Below are 17060 nucleotides of genomic sequence, written 5' to 3'. Positions count from 1 at the left end.
CTGATCGGTCGCGACACCCGGCTCCCGGCCCGACAGCGCCGCTCTCGCCCTGCTCGGAGTCACGGAGACCGTGCGGCTGACCGCCACTTCCGCGAAGGGCCTCTACTCCTTCACCTACACGCGCGAGGGTCGTCGCATCGACGAGGGCCGGGGCACGCCGGAGTTGCTCGGGTACGAACGGGGCCGCGCCCCCTACTACCGGGGCGGCCAACTCGACTTCCTCAACCGGGCGTTGCGCCGCGCCGAACTGGACCACCCCTACCTGGTCGACGACTTCGAGCTGTACTTCCACGCTCTGGAGGTCTCGCTCGGTCTTCAACTCCCCCAGCAGGACATCAGGGACGGGAAGGTCCGGGCCGCGCAGTGGGCGCGCGGCGAGGCGGACCGGGGTTAGCGGTCAGACGGTGACCGTCTCGGCGTGGTGGATGAACTCGCTGATGCGGTCGGTGAGTTCGGGCCGCAGTTCCCGCGGAAGGCCGTGGCCCATTCCGCCCAGGATCAGCAGTTCGGCGCCGGGGACGGCGGCGGCCGTGGCGCGACCCCCGCTGACGTCGCACACCAGGTCGTCGGTGCCGTGCACCACCAGGGTCGGCACCCGCAGTGACCGCAGCCGTTCGGTACGGTCGCCCGTGGCCACGACGGCGAGGCCCTGGCGCTGGATGCCGAGGGGGTCGTAACCCCGGTCGAAGACCCGGCCGGCCCGCTCGGCCGCCGCGGTCGCGTCGAACGCGAAGCCCGGGGACGCCGCGAGCCGCAGGGCGCGCACCTGCCACTCGACGAAGGCCTCCCGGTCCTTCGGCGGTGCGCCCAGTTCTGCGAACACGGAGAAGTCGGCCTCCCCCACCCCGGGCTCGCCGGTCGTGGACATCATCGAGGTGAGCGAGCGGGCCCGCTCCGGGTACTCGATCGCGATCATCTGGGCCATCATCCCGCCCATCGAGGAGCCGACGAGGTGGACACCGGTGAGGCCGAGCGCGTCGAGCAGACCGACGGTGTCGGCCGCCAGGTCGGAGAGTGTGTAGGACACCGTGGAGAGGTCACCGGCCAGGGCCGCCGCGAAGTCCGGCACGGGCGCGTCGCGGAAGTGGGTCGAGCGGCCGGCGTCGCGGGTGTCGAAGCGGATCACGTGCAGCCCCCGGTCGACCAGCGCCCGGCAGAATCCCTCCGGCCAGTTGATCATCTGGGCACCCGCTCCCATGATCAGCAGGACCGGAGTGGCCTCGGGGTCACCGAAACGTTCGTAGGCGATCTCGATTCCGGACGGGCCGACGTTCCGCGCCGTCAGTTCTGGCATGGCCGAAACGGTAGCCACCGCACGGGCGGTAAAGATCGAACCACGGTCCGACGTTTTTCGTTCGGTCCCCGGGTTACGGTGGAAGCGGCTGAGGAATTCGCTCGACACGCGGAAGCCCCTCGCCTCCCTTAGAGTGTTGTGGTCGACGTGTCCATTCCGGCCGGCTCTCGCCGCCGACCCTTTTCCGTCGATTCCCCGTATGACGTACTCGAGCAGTCCGAGCATTTCGGGAGGAAAACACCATGCCCTTCGCCACCAGTACGGACGGCACACAGATCTTCTACAAGGACTGGGGAGCGGGACAGCCCGTCGTCTTCTCCCACGGCTGGCCGCTGACCGCCGACGCGTGGGATCCCCAATTGAAGGTGATGGCCGACAACGGCTTCCGGGCCGTGGCCCACGACCGGCGCGGGGGTGGCCGTTCCGGTCAGCCCTGGGACGGCAACAACCTCGACACGTACGCCGACGACCTGGCATCGGTCATCGAGACCCTGGATCTTCACGACGTGATCCTGGTGGGGCACTCGACCGGCGGCGGTGAGGTCACCCGCTACCTCGGCCGGCACGGCTCCGGCCGGGTCGCCAAGGCCGTGCTGCTCGGGGCGATCCCGCCGCTCATGCTCAAGACGGACGCCAATCCGGAGGGGCTGCCGATCGAGGTCTTCGACGAGATCCGCAAGGGCGTGGAGACGGACCGTTCACAGTTCTACAAAGATCTCAGTGCCCCGTTCTTCGGCGCCAACCGCGACGACTCGACCGTCACCCAGGGAACCCGTGACGAGTTCTGGCTCTGGAGCATGACCGTGGGAATCAAGGGCGCTTATGACTGCGTCAAGGCATTCTCCGAGACCGATCTCACCGAGGACCTGAAGAAGATCGACGTCCCCACTCTGATCGTGCACGGTGACGACGACCAGATCGTTCCCATCGTGGCCTCCGGCGACAAATCGTCGAAGCTGGTCAAGGACGCGATCTACAAGGTCTATCCGGGCGCTCCGCACGGCCTGGCGATGGTGCCCGGGTTCGCCGAGCGGTTCAACGCGGATCTGCTGGAATTCGCCCGGAGTTGAGTCGCGGGAACAGGGGCCGGACGAGGGCCGGAGGCCGAGGGCTTCCGGCCCTCGGCATGTCTTGGCCCGGCGTCCGGCGCGTGACGTATCACGCAGCGACGGCATGTCTGACCGCGTCGGACCCGGGCACCCGAGTGCAGGTAAGGAACCGCACGCCCTACCGAACGACCTGAGGTGAACCATGACCGAGGAGATCAAGGACCTGACCCCGAAGTACACCGTTCCCGGCATCGAGCGTGAGGACGCGGGCCGGCTGATCGGTGTGCTGCGGCTGCGGCTCCACTCCCTGAACGATCTCCACCTGACGTTGAAGCACGTGCACTGGAACGTCGTCGGGCCGCACTTCATCGCCGTACACGAGATGATCGACCCGCAGGTCGACCGGGTGCGGGAGATGGCCGACGACGTGGCCGAGCGCATCGCCGCGCTCGGCGGGATCGCGCCGGGTACGCCGGGCGCCCTGGTGGCCGAGCGCACCTGGGACGACTACTCCATCGGCCGGGCCGACGCCATCGCCCACCTCGGCGCGCTCGACCTCGTCTACACGGGGTTGATCGAGGACCTCCGCGCCGGGATCAAGGAGGCGGGCCAGATCGACCCCGCGACCGAGGACCTGCTGATCGGGCAACTGCGCGACCTGGAGCAGTTCCAGTGGTTCGTGCGGGCGCACCTGGAAAGCTCGGGCGGCACGCTCGCCACCGGTGACGCGCACTCCGAGACCGAGGCTGCGGCACAGGGCGCCCGACTCGGCTGACCGGTCCGTCACCTGCACCGGACTTCCCCCGCTCGACCGCTCGTCGGCGTCGGCACCCGTAACACTTGCCGTTTGACAACTATGGCCATGAGGCAAGAAAGTATCGGGTGTCGTCGCAGCAGGGGGAAGGATCTGGGATGTCCCGGTCGGCGGGGGCCACTCCGTGCGCCGGCCACGAACAACGGGCGGCCGCCGAGCGGTCGGTCGTCGGGCGGACCGGTCAGGCGGTACGGCTGCCGGAGGACTCGTCGTGGTCGTGTATCTGCGCCGACGCCACCGCGCAGAACGCCTCCAGGCCGGTCAGCAGCGCGTTGCGCCCGGCGGCCGGCATCTGCGCCAGCACCGCACCGAGCGCCTCCTCGCGCCGGGCCCGCAGGTCCGAAAGGAAGGACCGCCCCAGGCTGCTGAGGTACAGGCGCACCTCGCGCCGGTCCGTGGGGCTCACCTCGCGGTCGACGAAACCGGCGGCCTGCAGACGGTCGCACAGCCGGCTGGTCGAGGGCGGGGTCGAGGCGAGGTGGTCGGCGAGGGTGCGCAGGTTGATGCCCTCGTGGTGTTCCAGGATGAACAGGACCCGCAGTTGCGAGGCGGACGCGGGCGCCGTCGAGGCGCGCCCCCACAGGACTTCCAGTAGTTCCGCGGCCGTGGAGGTGACGCGCGCGACCTCGGCGGGTTCGGGGCGGGGGTGGAAGGACGTCACGGTCACACTCTCGCAGGCACAGGGACGGCCCCAGCCTACTAGGCACGCGCGACGGACACCGATGGACGAGACGACACGCGACGACGGGGCCGTACGGCCCACCGCAGAGCGGGCAGCGCTTGCCCCCGGCGAGAGATTGGCATACCTACGATCGTGAACAGATTCATGGCTGTCGAGCGGGCGCTGCGCACGGCGGCTCCCCACGAACTGCCCGACGTCGTCGGCCGGGAGCTGGGCCTGCGGTACGCGGCGGACTCCGTGGACCTGCTCGTGGCCGACTACAGCCTGACCGTGCTGCAGCCCGTGACCGACCTGCCGCACACCTTGCCGCCGTTCTCCGTGCACAACACCCCGGCGGGCCGCGCCTTCGGAGCCCAGGAACCGTTCGTGGAGGGCAACTTCGGCGACGGCAGCGTGCGCGTCCATCTGCCGATCAGCGTGCGCGGGGACCGGCTCGGCGTGCTCTCGGTGACGCTGCCCGGCGGCGACCACGCACGCGACTGTCTGCCCGAGCTGACCGAGCTGGCCGAGGTGTTGGGGCACGAGGTGCTGGTCGCCGAGCGCGACACCGACCTGTATCTGCGGGCCCGGCGCAAGGACCGGCTCACCCTCGCGGCGGAGATGCAGTGGCAGTTGCTGCCCGGCCGCTCGTGCTCCCGCTCCGAGTTCGACCTGGGCGCGCAGTTGGAGCCCGCGTACGCGATCCACGGCGACAACTTCGACTGGTCCGCCACGGCCGACCACCTCACGCTCTACGTCTCGAACGGCATGGGCGAGGGCATAGAGGCATCGCTCCTGACGAACCTCGTGGTCAACGCCCTGCGCAACGCACGCCGGGCGGGCATCCCGCTCGGCGACCAGGCGGCCCTCGCGGACCAGGCCGTGTACGCGCACTACCGGGGCCGTAGCCATATGTCCGTGTTGATGTTCGACTTCGACCTCACCACCGGGCGGGCGCGGGTGGTGGACGCGGGATCGCCGCAGACGCTGCGGCTGCGCGACGGGGTGGTGGAACGGATCGCGTTCGAGGCGCAGTTGCCGCTGGGCATGTTCGAGGAGACCGACTACGTCGAGCAGGACTTCCTGGTCGAGCCCGGGGACCGGCTCCTCTTCGTCAGCGACGGGGTGTACGCCGTCGCCTCCCCCAAGGGCGAGGCCTACGGGGACTCGGCGCTGGCGCGGGCGATCCAGCACACGCGGCTGCTGCCCGCCGCCGAGGTGCCACGAGCCGTGCTGCGTGAACTGACCGGCCATCGCGGTACGCCGACTCCGGACGACGACGCCTTGGTGGTGTGCCTGGACTGGCGGGGGCGGTGAGGTGCGCCCCGTCGTACCCCGCACCCAGCGGCGTGACGCTAGTGTGAAGACACTGAGCCGGAAGGGTGAACGCCGTGAGCACCTCTGAGCCGCTCCCCTCCGTGGAGAGCGAGTTGCGGTCGGCCCCGCCCAACGCTCTGGTGGAGACGGCCCGCCGCCTGCTCGGTGACCGCGCCGGAGCCCGGGAGGTCACCCTCCTCCTCGCCGACTACGGCCTGCGAGTACTGCGTCCGGTCGCCCCGCTGCCGGGCGCCGACGAACCGCTGTCCGCCTACGACGGCCCGGCGGGACGGGCGTTCACCGCGCAGACGCCCGTCGTCGAACCGTCGGCGGACGGGACGGGCACCGTGCACGTCCCGGTCACCGTGCGCGGCGACCGGCTCGGTGTCCTCTCCGCCCGACTGCCCGCCGCCGGCACCGACCCGGCCGGCGTGCGCGGGCTCGCCGAGTTCGCCACCGCGCTGGGCCACGAGATCGGCACGGCGGAACGCGACACCGACCTCTACCTCCTGGCCCGCCGAAGCCGGCGTCTCACGCTCGCCGCCGAGATGCAGTGGCAGCTCCTGCCGGGACGCGGCTGCGATCGCCCGGAGTTCGTGATCGGCGCCCATCTGGAGCCCGCGTACACCGTCGGCGGCGACAACTTCGACTGGAGCACCGACGGCAGCCGGCTGACCGTGACGGTGACCGACGGCATGGGCCGGGGCATCGACGCCTCGCTGCTCACCAGCGTCACGGTGGGCGCCCTGCGCAACGCCCGCCGGGCCGGCCTCGGCCTCGCGGACCAGGCCCGGCTGGCCGACCAGGCCGTCTACGCCCAGTTCGGCGGCAAGGTGTACGCCTCGACCCTGCTGCTCCGCTTCGACCTCGCGACGGGCACCGTGCAGGCCGTCGACGCGGGCTCGCCCCGGCTCTACCGTCGGCGCGGCGACACGGTGAAGCACATCGAGCTGGAGGCACAGCTCCCGCTCGGCATGTTCGAGGAGACCGCCTACGAGGAGCAGATCTTCAGCGTACGGCCCGGCGACCGGCTCGTGGCGGTGAGCACCGGCGTCCACGGGGCCCGCTCTCCGGGGGGCGCCCCGTTCGGTGAGGAGGCGCTGCGCCGGGCCCTCGACGCGAGGCCGGCACAGGCTCCGCAGGAGGTCGCGCGCTCGGTGGTGGCGCGGCTGTCCGAGCACTTCGGCAGCACGGACCTGACCGCAGACGCCGCCGTGGTCTGCCTGGACTGGAACGGGCGCGAACCCGCGACGCCGTGATCATCCGCCCTCGGCGGACGGCCGCTGCCGTCGCGCCGCGACGAACGCCCGCAGGCCGCGCTCCAGGGCCGCGCGGTCGTCCGGTTCCATACCGCGTACGACCTCGGTCAGCGCCCGGGACCTGAGTTCGGCGACCTCCGCGAGGACGTCCCGGCCGTGCGCGGTGAGCCGCAGTTGGATCTCCCTGCGGTTGTGCGCCGCGGCCTCCCGGAGCAGCAGCCCGGCCGCCTCCAGCCGGTCGCACAGTCTGCTCACCGTGGGCAGCCCGGCCTCCAGTCGGTCCGCCAGCATGGTCAGGTTCGCGCCCGGTGTGGCCTCCAGGGCGTGCAGGGCGCGCAGTTGATGCGGGGAGAGTCGTACGGACGCCTCGGTCGCCGCCGTGGTCCACAGGTCGGCCAGACCGTCCACGGCATCGGCGATCCGGCCCGCGACGGCGTCCGTGCCGTCCGCCCGCGCCGGTATCCGGCCCGCTTCCCCGTGCGCTGCCACGACCTCGACACCTCAGGGAAGTCGGCAGTGTGGTGATTCGCTGCTCATGCGGTTGGCCTACCCGAGATTCCGGCACCCAAGCGGGCGCGGCGGCTCAACCGAAGCGGTGGGGCAGCCGGACCACCTGGACGAAGAAGTCGTCGATCTGCCGGACCGCGGCGATGAACTGGTCGAGGTCGACCGGCTTGGTCACATAGGCGTTGGCGTGCAGTTTGTAGCTGCGCAGAATGTCCTCCTCGGCCGACGAGGTGGTCAGGACGACCACGGGGATGTGCGCCAGCTCGGGGTCGGACTTGATCTTCTCCAGGACCTGGCGGCCGTCGTACTTCGGGAGGTTGAGGTCGAGAAGGATTAGGTCGGGCTGGGGGGCTTCGGTGTGCTCGCCGCGCTTGTAGAGGAAGTCGAGGGCCTCCTCGCCGTCCCGGACGACGTGGAGGGTGTTGCCGATCTTGTTGTCCTCGAAGGCTTCCCGGGTCATCAGTTCGTCGCCCGGATCGTCCTCCACCAGGAGCACGTCGATCGGGGTCGCGTCAGGGAGGGTCATGTCAGGGCCTTCTCGTCGTCGGTGATTTCAGTGGCTTCAGCGGGTTCGGCGGTTTCCGTGGTCTCGGTCGGTTCCGTGGTTTCGGTGGCTTCCGCGGTCTCCTCGGCGGAGGGGAGCGTGAAGCAGAAGCGGACGCCCTCGCCTGCCTCGGTGTCGATCCAGATCCGGCCGCCGTGGTGTTCGACGATCTTCTTGCAGAGGGCGAGTCCGATGCCGGTGCCGCCGTAGGCGTCGCGGCTGTGCAGCCGTTGGAAGATGACGAAGACCTTGTCCTTGAACTCCTCGGGGATGCCGATGCCGTTGTCGGTGACGCTCAGGCGCCACATGCCGGGGTTCTCGGGGTCGGGGTCGCAGGTGACGGAGACGTGCGGGGTGCGGTCGGGGTGGCGGAACTTCAGGGCGTTGCCGACGAGGTTCTGCCAGAGCATCGTCAGCAGCGTCGGGTCGCCGACGATCTCGGGCATGGCCTCGGGTCGGTCGATCCGGGCGTCCGACTCCTCGACGGCCGTCGCGAGGTTCCGCAGCGCCTTGTCCAGCGCGGGGCCGAGACCGACCCGCTCCCGGGTGTCGTCGAGGCGCCCGACGCGGGAGAAGGTGAGCAGGTCGTTGATGAGGACCTGCATGCGTTTGGCACCGTCGACGGCGAAGTCGATGTACTGCTGGCCGCGAGCGTCCAGTTGGTCGCCGTAGCGTTTCTCCAGGAGCTGGCAGAACGAGGCGACCTTGCGCAGCGGCTCCTGCAGATCGTGCGAGGCGACGTAGGCGAACTGCTCCAACTCGGCGTTGGACCGGCGCAGTTCCACGGCCTGGGCGTCCAACTCGGCGGCCTGTCGGCCCAGTACCTCCTCCTTTTCGCGGGAGGCGTCGAGTTCGGCGACGATCCGTCTGCGCATGCCCTCGACGGCTCCGGACACCGCGGTGAGGTCGGCCGGGCCCTCCCCGGTGATGCGGTGCGCGAAGTCGCCCGCCGCGACCCGTTCCGACGCTCTGCTCAGCCCCTCCAGGGGCCGGGTCACCAGCCGTCGTACGAGTACGGCGAGGGCGACGCCGGTCAGCAGGAACGCGGCGACCATGCCGCTCAGGACGGTGTCGCGCACCGTCCGCTGGTGGGCGAGGTGGGCCCGGCCCTCCTTCACCGCTTTCGCGAGGTCGGCGTTCTGCTTCGCCCACAGGGTGCGCAGGTGGTCGAACTCGTGCTTGCCGCTGTCCACGGTGGCCTGGTCGACGGCGCCCGGCCGGCCGGGGCTGACGGCGGCGGCGAGGGGCTCGGCGTAGTCCTGTCGCCAGGCGGCCGCCCCGCGCTCCACCGCCCGCAGATCCGCGAGGAGTTCGGGCCGGTCCCGGAGCTGTGCGCGCAGCCGCGCCGCCGAGCGGGCCTCGTCCTGCTTGCCGCCGGTGTAGGGGGTGAGGAACTGCCGGTCGGCGGCGATCGCGTAGCCGCGGACGCCGGTCTCCTGGTTGACCAGGGCGGCCTGCAGTCGGTACGCCTCCGTCTGGGCGGGCTGGACGCGCTGGAGCAGATCGTCGGTGACGGTGGCCGTCCGGCTGAGCAGGCTGGCGCCGATCGCGGTGCCGATCACCACCAGCAGCACCATGAGCGACAGCGCCAGGAAGAACCATCCCTGCACCGTCAACCGGCGCCCGATCCCTGTGCCGCCCGCCATGTCCCTCATCGTTCGTCCCGTCACCGTTCGTCCCGCCTCGACATCCTCTCGTCCCACCTGCTCATTTCCGGCGCGGTGAATCACGTCCGGGGCCGGCCCTTCATGTCCAGCGCAGGTGCATCACGGCCACGTCGTCGGCCAGGCCGCCCTGCGCCTCGGCCAGGCTCTCGGCGCAGGCGATCAGTTCGTCGACGAACGGCTCCGGAGCCAGCGCGGCCCGCTCCCGCGCGAGCCGCAGCAGCCCGTCCTCCCCGAGCCGCTCCGAACCCCGCCCGACATGCCCCTCGAACAGGCCGTCGGTGAACAGCACCACGGCCGCGTGCTCCGGTACGGCCAGTTCCTCGACCGGCCAGTCCGCGTGGCCGGGCACCACGCCCAGCGCCGGACCGCCGGACACCTCGACCCATTCCATGCCGCCGCCGTCGCGCATCAGCAGTCCGTGGTGCCCGGCGCGCACCACCCGGGCCGTACGCTCCCCGGGCGCGGCGGACAGGCTGACGAGGGTCGCGAAGACCTCGCTCCGAGCGCGCTCGGCGACCAGGAGTTCCTCCAGCCGGGCCACCTGTTCGGCGCCCGTGACACCGCTGAGCACCAGCGTGCGCCAGGCGATCCGCAGGGCCACGCCGAGGGCGGCCTCGTCCGGACCGTGTCCGGAAACGTCGCCGACCACCGCGTGGACGGTGCCGTCGACGCTCTGCACGATGTCGTAGAAGTCGCCGCCGAGCAGGGCCTGCGCGCGCCCGGGGCGGTAGCGGGTCACCGCCTCCACGCCCTCGCCGCGCAGCAGGGGTCTGGGCAGCAGGCCCCGCTCCAGGCGGGCGTTCTCCTGCGCCTGCATACGGCTGGCCTGCAGCGCGACGGCCGCCCGCTCGGCCTGCTTGCGCTGGATCGCGTAGCGCACGGCCCGTCCGAACAGTCCCGGCTCGACCCGGCCCTTGATCAGGTAGTCCTGCGCGCCGGCGGCGACGGCGGCCAGTCCGGTCTCCTCCTCGGCGAGGCCGGTGAGGACCACGACAGCCGCCCGCTCGGCGCCCGCGCGTACCCGGGAGAGCGCCTCGAGCCCTTGCGCGTCCGGCAGGTGCAGGTCGAGCAGGACACAGTCCGGCACGTCGGCGGCGAGCACCTCGGCGGCCTCGGCCATCGACCGCACCCACTGCAGCCGTATCTTCAGCGCGCTGTCGGCGACCAGTTCCTCCACCAGCAGCGCGTCACCCGCGTCGTCCTCGACCAGCAGGACGGCGGGCTGCCAGGCCACCCAGGTTTCCGGACCGGCCTCTTCGCCACCCACCGACAGCAGGTCGTCGGCCCGCGGCTGTGGCACCACCATGGCCCTGCCCTCCCCACCGGACGGTCTCCCGCGACCCTTGCGACATAGTTGCCGTCAGACAACAGTCGAGAGCATACCGGTATGCCGGGACGTCCGTACGCCCTCGCCCCGACCGGAAGCGGAATCGCTCAACAGGCCCTGCGCTCCGCGTTGTTGAGGGTACGTCGACGACGATGACCTCGTCGTCGGACGACTGGTCCAGCGCGATGGCGATGCCGGGATCAACTCCCCGGAACCGGGGCGATACGCAGGGCGACCGCTCTCGCGGCTACGGCGTCGTCGCTGTGCCGTGTCATCTCCGTCCACCAGGACCCGCCGTCCTCGACGTACCGCAACAGCACTCCTTCACGGATGCCCCAGGGGCAGACGGTGACGGTCTTGATGCCCGTGAGCTTCATGACCGTGTGCCCGACGACGGCTCCGGCCAGGCTCTGCGCGGCCCGTGGCGCCGAGACACCGGGGAGCAGGGCCCGCTCGGAGGCCTCGAGGGCGGCCAGCCGGTCGAGGCCCGCGCGCAGTTCCGACCGCGCCAACCGCCTTTCCACAAAGGGACCTTGGCGTCCGGGAGCAGCGCCGCAGAGCCGGGCCAGTTGCTGAAAGGTACGGGACGTCACGACCGTGGTCCGGGGCCCTTCCCAGCGGATCCGTGCGGCCACGTCCCGCAGTTGGTGCCGTGCCTCACGACGCAGCGCCTTGACCGCGCGCTCGGGCGGCGGGCCCTGGCCGTCGAGGAAGTCCCGGGTCAGCCGGCCCGCGCCGAGCGGCAGCGATGCCACGAAATCGGGCAACCGGCCCCGCCCGAAGGCGACTTCGAAGGTACCGCCGCCGATGTCGAACAGGGCCAGCGGCCCCGCGCGCCAGCCCATCCAGCGCCGGGCGCCGAGGAACGTCAGCTCGCCCTCCACCTCTCCCGGCAGCGTGCACAGCCGTACGCCGGTCTCGGCACGCACCGTGCGCAGCACGTCGAGCCGGTTCGGCGCGCCGCGAACGACCGCCGTGGCAAAGGCGAGTGGCCCTGCGGCGCCCCATCGCCGGGCGGTCTCCGCGGCGGCGGACACCGCCTTCACGAGGTGGCGTACGGAGTCCTCGGGGATCTCTCCGTACGGCTGCCCGACACGCTCGGAGAGCCGCAGCTTCCACTTCGCCGTGTGCACGGGGAGGGGTACGCCGTCCACCAGGTCCGCCACCACGAGCCGAACCGTGTTCGACCCCACGTCCACCACGCTCATCCGCATGGAGCGGTGAGTACCCCGAGCCGGGGGCGTCAGTCGTCCTGACGGGCCTTTGCCGATCTTCGTCCCGGTGTCACATCCGCGAGCCCGCCGGTGTCTTCATGTCCGAGCCGCCGACCTGGCGCACAGACCAAGGAGAACACCGTGACACTTCGCGTTCCGAAGGCCGAGCTTCCCGCCGCGCTGCGGGAGAACCTGATCAAGCAGCTCGGGGCCGTTCCCGAGCCCGTCGAAGTGCTGTGGAACAACCCCGAACTCGCTGCGGCCAACCAGGAGTTCTCGGCCAAGGTGGGCACGTGGGACGCGGCCGACGCGAGTCTGAAGACGTTCGCGCACATGGCCGTCGCCGCACAGGTCGGCTGCAGTTGGTGCCTCGACATCACCTACTTCCAGGCGCTGAACCAGAACCTGGACCTGCCCAAGGCGAGCGAGGTGCCGCGCTGGCGGCAGTCGGAGGTGTTCACGCCGCTGGAGCGGGACGTGCTCGCCTACGCGGAGGCCATGACGAGCACACCGCCGACCGTGACCGACGCCCTGTCGAAGAGCCTGCTCGACCGGCTCGGCCCGGCGGCGCTGGTCGAACTCACCGTGTTCATCGGCTTCGCCAACATGGCGGCCAGGTGCAACACCGCGCACGGGATCACCTCTCAGGGCTACGCGGACTCGTGCGCGATTCCACCGGTCCTCCGGACGGAGCACGCCGGAGCCGACGTAGCGTCGACGGCATGATCCAGGACCCGTTCGTCGCCCACCGCAGCCTGCTGTTCACCGTCGCCTACGAGATGCTCGGGTCGGCGGCCGACGCGGAGGACGTGCTGCAGGAGTCCTGGCTGCGGTGGGCCGACGTCGACCGGTCACAGGTGCGGGACCCGCGCTCGTACCTCGTCCGGCTCGTCACCCGGCAGGCGCTCAACCGGCTGCGCACGGTGTCGCGCCGCCGCGAGGAGTATGTGGGCGAGTGGCTGCCGGAACCGTTGCTGACCAGTCCCGATGTGGCCGAGGACGTCGAGCTCGCGGAGAACGTCTCGCTCGCGATGCTGACCGTACTGGAGACGCTCGGGCCCACGGAGCGGGCGGTGTTCGTGCTGCGCGAGGTCTTCGAGCTGCCGTACGGCGAGATCGCCGAGGTCGTCGGGAAGTCCGCGGCCGCCGTACGACAGGTCGCGCGGCGGGCCCGGGAGCATGTGGCGGCGCGGCGGCCGCGGGTGCGGGTGAGCCGGTCGGAGCAGCAGGCCGTGGTGGAGCGGTTCCTGCGGGCGCTGCGGACCGGGCAGTTGCAGGAGCTGCTGGAGGTGATGGCGCCGGACGTGGTGCTGGTGACCGACGGCGGCGGGGTGGTCGCCGCCGCGCTCGCCCCGATCCACGGGGCCGAGCTGGTGGCGCCGATCCTTGCCCGCGCGCATCGGTCGGTGGCCGCGTTCGACACCTTGCCCGTGTGGCTCAACGGTGAGCCGGCGGGCCTGATGGAGGTCGACGGCGAGCCGTCCGCGATCAGTCTCGTGGTGGAGGACGGCCGGGTCACCACGATCTACGTGGTGCGCAATCCGCAGAAGCTGACGCAACTCGACGAGTCGACCGAACTCGCCAGGTGAGCGCGCCGCCGCGAACTTCGCCTCGACCAGCGGGAGTTGAGGAGCCCGGCTCTACGATCGACGTGTCTGTACGCATCCTGTGCGAAGCCGGAAACAGAAGCGGAGGGCGGGGGACCGTCCCGTGACCGAGCGCATCGGTACGGGCATGGGTTCGGCCGCACGACAGGCCGAAGAGGGGGCGACGTCGTGGCGTATGCCAGAGCAGTGCGTGTCGGCGGGGTGGCGGCGGTCTGCGGGGCGCTGGTCCTGGGGTGCACGGGAGGTGATGGTTCCGCGTCGCCGTCGACGACGTCCGGGGCGTCCCGGAGCAGCGCCCCTACCGCAGACGCGCAGTCTGCCGCGTCGGCGACCCCGGAGACCGATCCGGGCAAGGAGCCGAAGACCGCCGCGCAGGCCCGGATGCTGATCGAACGGGTCATCTCCGGGCCGGAGTTGTTCGGGACCGGCGTGGCGCGGGCGACGCCGTACGAGAGCGACCCCGGACAGTGGGCGGTGCTGGGCGACGACTGTCTGTGGCGGCTGGAGCCGTTGCCCGGGGACGCGCTGGCCACGCTGACCCGGCACTTCCAGGTGCCCGCCGCCGGCGCGAAGGGAGCCGTGCGGCTGTCGGCGACGGTCACCGTGCACCGCACCGCGCTGGACGCTTCGTGGGAACAGGCCCGGATGCTGGAGGAGGACCTCGACTGCACGGAGCAGACGCAGCGGCCGGGTGAGCGTCTGACGGGGCGCCCGCGAACGCGCCCAGCAGGATGACGGCGTTGGCGCCCACCGCCGCACCCGAAGAGATGCCCAGCACGAAGGGATCGGCGAGCGCGTCGCGGACCATGGCCTGCACGGCCACGCCGACGGACGAGAGTCCCGCCCCGACGACGGCCGCGAGCACGACGCGCGGCAGCCGGATCTCCCAGACGACGGTGTAGGCGGCCGCGTCGGTGGAGTGCACGGTCCCGCCGGTGACACCGGCCCACAGGTACCGGAACAGGTTCCCCGTGCCGATCCCGGCGGCGCCGAGACCGACCCCGCACAACAGGGACGCACAGAGCAGGAGCACAAGCCCGAGCAGCAAGGGCGGCAGGGGTATTCGGCGCACGATCGGCGGTCCTTCACCCGGGGCCGCCTGGTGAGCCTCGATCGAGGAGACAGCCCGGACGACCGTGCCGGCCGCTCGGTCCCCTCTCGCAGTCCACGGCGAGCAGTCAACGGGTCGCACCACCCACGGACGATCGGACTCGCGCGACGACCGGGGTCGCCACGCACACCGTCGCGGGTCAGCGCCGGACTCTCACCGGACTTCCCCCGCGGGAGGTCTGGGGAGCGCAACAAACCGGAGCAACCGGTTCATCCGCACCCCTCAACTCGGACCGCCCGTACGCGACATGGTGCGGGCCTGCCGTGGACAGGCGGTCCGCAGGGCGTCCATCTTCTCCGCGTCGGTCGTCCCGGTCGCCGCCGTGTACGTGACGATCCTGAGGTCGGTGCCCGCGGCCATCACGACGTCGAGATCGAGGTCTAGGTCGCCCACCCGGGGATGTTCGACGGTCTTGCGGTCGCCGACATGGGTGCGCGCGGTGCCGTTGGACCACAGATGGGCGAAGCGCGGGCTGTCGTGCAGCATGCGGTCGACGAAGGCGGCGAGCCGCGCGTCATGGGGATGGGCGGCCGCCGTCACCCGCAGGTCGGCGACGAGGTCCTCCTCCTCGACCTCGTCGCCCGCCCTGGACCGCACCGGCCAGGCCGCGATCGGCTCCCGTCCCCGTACGCCCCTCGGCCGGAACATGCCGGCCACGAGATTGCGCTCGACCCAGCCGTACGTACGGGGGTCACCGATCACCTCGGACCACATGTCGTTCCAGCTCACGAGGGTCCAGTCGGCGGCGAACACCGCGGTGGGACTGCCCGCCAGTTGACCCACCAGCCGGTGCACCCGCGCGGGGACGTGCCAGGACACGTTCCCGGCCGCGGGCGGTGCGAGGTGCGCGCAGCGGAACAGATGGTCGCGCTCGGACGGTTCGAGCCGCAGCGCCCTGGCCAGCGCGGTGACCACCTGGACCGACGGGTTGCGAGCGCGGCCCTGTTCCAGCCGGACCACGTAGTCGACCGACAGGCCGGCCAGCCCGGCCAGTTCCTCCCGGCGCAGCCCGGGGATACGCCGGTCCCCGCCCGCCTCCAGCCCGCTGTCCTGCGGCGACACCCGCTCGCGCCACCCCCGCAGAGCGATGCCGAAGTGGTTCGTCGTAGCCATGGAGCACATTGTCGTTCAACTGGCGTGCCGCACACGGCCGTTCAGCCGCCGGACGGCGGAGTCTTTACTCCCCACTCTCACGCGCCGCCCTCACCCACGGACTTCACTCGCCGGCTTCGCGCGATGCGTCGACGTCGGCCCACCGGGCCCGGATGAAAGCGCCGGCGGCGTCGAGCGCGGCGGCACCCTCGTCGAGCATCGCGGCGAACGCCTGGAAGACGTGCGGCACTTGGGGCCAGACCTGGAGTTCCACGTGGACGTCGTGCTCGGCGGCGCGCGCTGCCAGCCGTACGGCGTCGTCCAGGAGGATCTCGTAGGAGCCGACCTGGATGAACAGGGGCGCGAGGCCGGTCAGTTCGGCGAAGACGGGGCTGGCATGCGGGTCGGTCGGGTCCGTGTCGCCGAGGTAGTCGCGGGCACGGGTGCGCAGGCCTTCCGGGGTGAGGGAGGCGTCGACGTCGGCCTTGCTCTTCGCGCTGTCGCCGGACACGGTCAGGTCGGCCCACGGGGAGAAGACCGCGGCCGAGGAGGGCTGGGGCAGCCCCGCGTCCTTAGCGGCGACCAGTGTCGCGGCGACGAGCCCGCCGCCCGCGGACTCACCGACGAAGGCGATGGCGGAACTGGGAACTCCGTCGTCGAGCAGGGCCCGGTACACGGCGAGGGCGTCGTCGACGGCCGCGGGAAACGGGTGCTCGGGTGCCAGCCGGTAGTCGACGCAGACGGCGCGCGCACCGGTGCGCCGGGAGACCTCGGCGGCCAGACCGGCGGCGTCGGCCGCGGAGCCGATGACATACGCGCCACCGTGCAGGTACAGCAGGACGGTCGCCGGGTCGTTCGCCGGCGTCCCGACGGTGACGACCGGTACGCCGCCCAGTTCGCCCTCGGTGGTCGAGACGTCGGGCGGCAGCGGGATGGACGTCATCATGTCGTGGAAGAGGGCGCGCTGCCGGTCGACGTCCCCGCCGAGGTCGAGCGGGCCGTGCCGCAGCATCTCGTCGAGGGCCTGGCGCTGTTGCCGGGACATGGCGGTGCCTTTCGTGGTTCCGGTCGGTGCGGTGGAGCGGTGGGCCTGGCGTGGGTCAGCGGGGCGGGCCGACGATGACCTGGCCGTACAGGTCGGCGGCCTCGGCCATGATGTCCCGCGAGATCTCGAAGCCCTCGGGGCGCGGGGTCGTGAGGTCACGTCCCGCGTGCCGGAACATGCCCTCGATGCCGCCGGGTGTGCAGATCATCAGCAGGTCGGCCGTGTCGGAGGTGATCCGGTAGCCGTGCGGCACGTTCCGCGGCAGGAAGACGATGCCGCCCTCCGACAGCTCCATCTCCTCGTCGTCGCACCACAGCAGCGCACTCCCCTTGATGAGCATGAAGACCTCGTCCTCACGGGTGTGCTTGTGGTACGGCGGTGCCTCGCCCTTGGCGACGGAGAACCGTCCCACGGTCAACTGTCCGCCGGTGGCCGCGGCGTCCAGGAGGACGGCGAACTCGCCGCCGTCGAGCCATTCGAGCTTCTGCTGCTGGTCGGGCTGTGCGAGGTAGGCCATGGTCATGTGGCGGTCCGTTCTGCGCGGTCAGCGGT

Annotated in this window: 18 protein-coding genes and 1 pseudogene; 8 read left to right on the top strand and 11 right to left on the bottom strand. The window is 71.4% G+C overall.

Translation table 11 applies throughout. The features are described from left to right. Nucleotides 1-70: 70 nt before the first annotated feature. Nucleotides 71-394, top strand: coding sequence for a hypothetical protein (locus OG223_RS50420; protein WP_329264310.1), 324 nt, complete (start codon nucleotides 71-73; stop codon nucleotides 392-394). 3 nt (nucleotides 395-397) lie between these two features. On the opposite strand, the gene OG223_RS50415 is transcribed toward OG223_RS50420, so the two are convergent. After that, nucleotides 398-1294: an alpha/beta fold hydrolase gene (locus OG223_RS50415; RefSeq protein ID WP_329264308.1), complete on the bottom strand. Its 897-nt coding sequence runs from the start codon at nucleotides 1292-1294 to the stop codon at nucleotides 398-400. 242 nt (nucleotides 1295-1536) lie between these two features. Here OG223_RS50415 and OG223_RS50410 point away from each other — a divergent pair, with 242 nt between their 5' ends. Both OG223_RS50410 and OG223_RS50405 read left to right on the top strand, forming a co-directional pair. Beyond that, entirely contained in the window at nucleotides 1537-2364 is an 828-nt protein-coding gene (locus tag OG223_RS50410) for an alpha/beta fold hydrolase (RefSeq protein WP_329264306.1), read from the top strand. Between the two features lie 181 nt (nucleotides 2365-2545). Beyond that, entirely contained in the window at nucleotides 2546-3118 is a 573-nt protein-coding gene (locus OG223_RS50405; protein WP_329264304.1) for a Dps family protein, read from the top strand. Between the two features lie 220 nt (nucleotides 3119-3338). Here OG223_RS50405 and OG223_RS50400 read toward each other — a convergent pair whose 3' ends face one another. Then, nucleotides 3339-3824 (bottom strand): MarR family transcriptional regulator, encoded by a 486-nt coding sequence (locus tag OG223_RS50400; protein ID WP_329264302.1) that lies wholly within the window; start codon nucleotides 3822-3824, stop codon nucleotides 3339-3341. 159 nt (nucleotides 3825-3983) lie between these two features. Here OG223_RS50400 and OG223_RS50395 point away from each other — a divergent pair, with 159 nt between their 5' ends. Then, nucleotides 3984-5135 carry a PP2C family protein-serine/threonine phosphatase gene (locus tag OG223_RS50395; RefSeq protein WP_329265884.1) on the top strand — a complete coding sequence of 384 codons (1152 nt, stop codon included), beginning with the start codon at nucleotides 3984-3986 and terminating at the stop codon, nucleotides 5133-5135. A 65-nt stretch (nucleotides 5136-5200) separates the two neighbouring features. Then, nucleotides 5201-6394: a PP2C family protein-serine/threonine phosphatase gene (locus tag OG223_RS50390; protein ID WP_329264300.1), complete on the top strand. Its 1194-nt coding sequence runs from the start codon at nucleotides 5201-5203 to the stop codon at nucleotides 6392-6394. Here OG223_RS50390 and OG223_RS50385 read toward each other — a convergent pair whose 3' ends face one another. The 5 genes from OG223_RS50385 to OG223_RS50365 form a co-directional block, all read right to left on the bottom strand. After that, nucleotides 6395-6883: a MarR family winged helix-turn-helix transcriptional regulator gene (locus OG223_RS50385; protein WP_329264298.1), complete on the bottom strand. Its 489-nt coding sequence runs from the start codon at nucleotides 6881-6883 to the stop codon at nucleotides 6395-6397. It abuts the gene before it with no gap. 94 nt (nucleotides 6884-6977) lie between these two features. Further along, entirely contained in the window at nucleotides 6978-7427 is a 450-nt protein-coding gene (locus OG223_RS50380) for a response regulator (RefSeq protein WP_329264296.1), read from the bottom strand. After that, nucleotides 7424-9091, bottom strand: a complete 1668-nt coding sequence (locus OG223_RS50375; protein WP_329264294.1) for a sensor histidine kinase — start codon at nucleotides 9089-9091, stop codon at nucleotides 7424-7426. The genes OG223_RS50380 and OG223_RS50375 overlap by 4 nt, the downstream gene beginning before the upstream one ends. A 100-nt stretch (nucleotides 9092-9191) precedes the next feature. After that, nucleotides 9192-10418 carry a PP2C family protein-serine/threonine phosphatase gene (locus OG223_RS50370; protein WP_329264292.1) on the bottom strand — a complete coding sequence of 409 codons (1227 nt, stop codon included), beginning with the start codon at nucleotides 10416-10418 and terminating at the stop codon, nucleotides 9192-9194. Nucleotides 10419-10639: 221 nt separating this feature from the next. Next, nucleotides 10640-11653: a Ppx/GppA phosphatase family protein gene (locus OG223_RS50365; protein ID WP_329264289.1), complete on the bottom strand. Its 1014-nt coding sequence runs from the start codon at nucleotides 11651-11653 to the stop codon at nucleotides 10640-10642. Between the two features lie 141 nt (nucleotides 11654-11794). Between OG223_RS50365 and OG223_RS50360 the strand changes: the two genes are divergently transcribed. The 3 genes from OG223_RS50360 to OG223_RS50350 all read left to right on the top strand — a co-directional run bounded on the left by OG223_RS50360 (nucleotide 11795) and on the right by OG223_RS50350 (nucleotide 13995). Continuing rightward, nucleotides 11795-12379, top strand: a complete 585-nt coding sequence (locus OG223_RS50360) for a carboxymuconolactone decarboxylase family protein (protein ID WP_329264287.1) — start codon at nucleotides 11795-11797, stop codon at nucleotides 12377-12379. Continuing rightward, nucleotides 12376-13242: an RNA polymerase sigma-70 factor gene (locus tag OG223_RS50355; RefSeq protein ID WP_329264285.1), complete on the top strand. Its 867-nt coding sequence runs from the start codon at nucleotides 12376-12378 to the stop codon at nucleotides 13240-13242. Before OG223_RS50360 ends, OG223_RS50355 begins: the two co-directional genes overlap by 4 nt. A 186-nt stretch (nucleotides 13243-13428) precedes the next feature. Next, entirely contained in the window at nucleotides 13429-13995 is a 567-nt protein-coding gene (locus OG223_RS50350) for a hypothetical protein (protein WP_329264283.1), read from the top strand. Here OG223_RS50350 and OG223_RS50345 read toward each other — a convergent pair. The 4 genes and pseudogenes from OG223_RS50345 to OG223_RS50330 form a co-directional block, all read right to left on the bottom strand. Beyond that, nucleotides 13970-14332: pseudogene (locus tag OG223_RS50345) on the bottom strand (iron chelate uptake ABC transporter family permease subunit); the annotation flags it as partial. The gene OG223_RS50350 and the pseudogene OG223_RS50345 overlap by 26 nt on opposite strands. 261 nt (nucleotides 14333-14593) lie before the next feature. Next, complete coding sequence (locus tag OG223_RS50340) at nucleotides 14594-15484, bottom strand: helix-turn-helix transcriptional regulator (protein ID WP_329264282.1); 891 nt, start codon at nucleotides 15482-15484, stop codon at nucleotides 14594-14596. Nucleotides 15485-15587: 103 nt separating this feature from the next. After that, nucleotides 15588-16508, bottom strand: a complete 921-nt coding sequence (locus tag OG223_RS50335) for an alpha/beta hydrolase (RefSeq protein ID WP_329264280.1) — start codon at nucleotides 16506-16508, stop codon at nucleotides 15588-15590. 55 nt (nucleotides 16509-16563) lie between these two features. Next, nucleotides 16564-17031, bottom strand: coding sequence for a cupin domain-containing protein (locus tag OG223_RS50330; protein ID WP_329264278.1), 468 nt, complete (start codon nucleotides 17029-17031; stop codon nucleotides 16564-16566). Nucleotides 17032-17060: the final 29 nt, after the last annotated feature.

Origin of the sequence: Streptomyces sp. NBC_01478 (assembly GCF_036227225.1) — a bacterium.
Taxonomy (GTDB): Bacteria; Actinomycetota; Actinomycetes; order Streptomycetales; family Streptomycetaceae; genus Streptomyces.
Note: the sequence above shows the minus strand (reverse complement) of the source record. Positions and strands in the feature narration are given on the sequence as shown.